This window comes from Vibrio sp. 1580 (assembly GCF_033340055.1).
This window is the reverse complement of sequence record NZ_JAWOVT010000235.1, coordinates 1-752: the sequence shown is the minus strand read 5'-3', so window position 1 is coordinate 752 and position 752 is coordinate 1. Positions and strand designations below refer to the sequence as shown.

Sequence of the window (752 nt, the reverse complement as noted above, 5' to 3'; positions counted from 1 at the left end):
GTCATTAGCTACGCTCGCGTATAATTTCTAGGGCGATAGTTCGAGACATTCTATCTAGCTCTAGCAAGCTTTCCAAGCTATTCGCATTCTCAGGTTTGCAGCTTGCGGTGATTTTATGCAAAACCAATTCATTGATGCGAGCTATATCTGTAAAACCAAGGCGATTATTTAGAAACGCATCAACAGCAACTTCATTGGCTGCATTTAGAGCAGTAGTCGCATGTTGCCCTTCGTAACACGCGTCAATCGCAAGCTTCAAACAAGGATAACGAGCAAAGTCTGGTTGCAAGAATGTCAATTCACCTACTTGAGTAAAGTCTAGCGGTTTTACACCGGCATCAACACGAGAAGGATAAGACATTGTCAACGCAATTGGTGTTGCCATATCTGGCTCTCCCATTTGCGCCAGTACCGAACCATCACGATACTGAACCATTGAATGGATCACGGATTGCGGGTGAATAATCACTTTTAACTGGTCACGAGCCGCATTGAATAGCCATTTTGCTTCAATGTACTCAAGACCTTTATTCATCATAGTCGCAGAATCGACCGAAATCTTTGGCCCCATAGACCAGTTAGGGTGCGCGATTGCCTGTGCTGGCGTTACGCTGTCGAGATCGGCAATGTCAGCGTAACGGAATGGACCGCCAGATCCGGTTAACAGAATACTAGAAATGCCATGCTCATCTAAGTTACAGCTGCCAAGATTGGTTTGAACTTGCTGTGGTAGGCACTGGAAAATAGCATTA

General features: G+C 45.1%; 1 protein-coding gene. It reads right to left on the bottom strand.

From position 1 onward, the window contains the following. Positions 1–4: 4 nt before the first annotated feature. A partial coding sequence (gene dxr, locus R7093_RS25235) for a 1-deoxy-D-xylulose-5-phosphate reductoisomerase (protein WP_318147021.1) occupies positions 5–752 on the bottom strand: 748 nt, incomplete at its 5' end.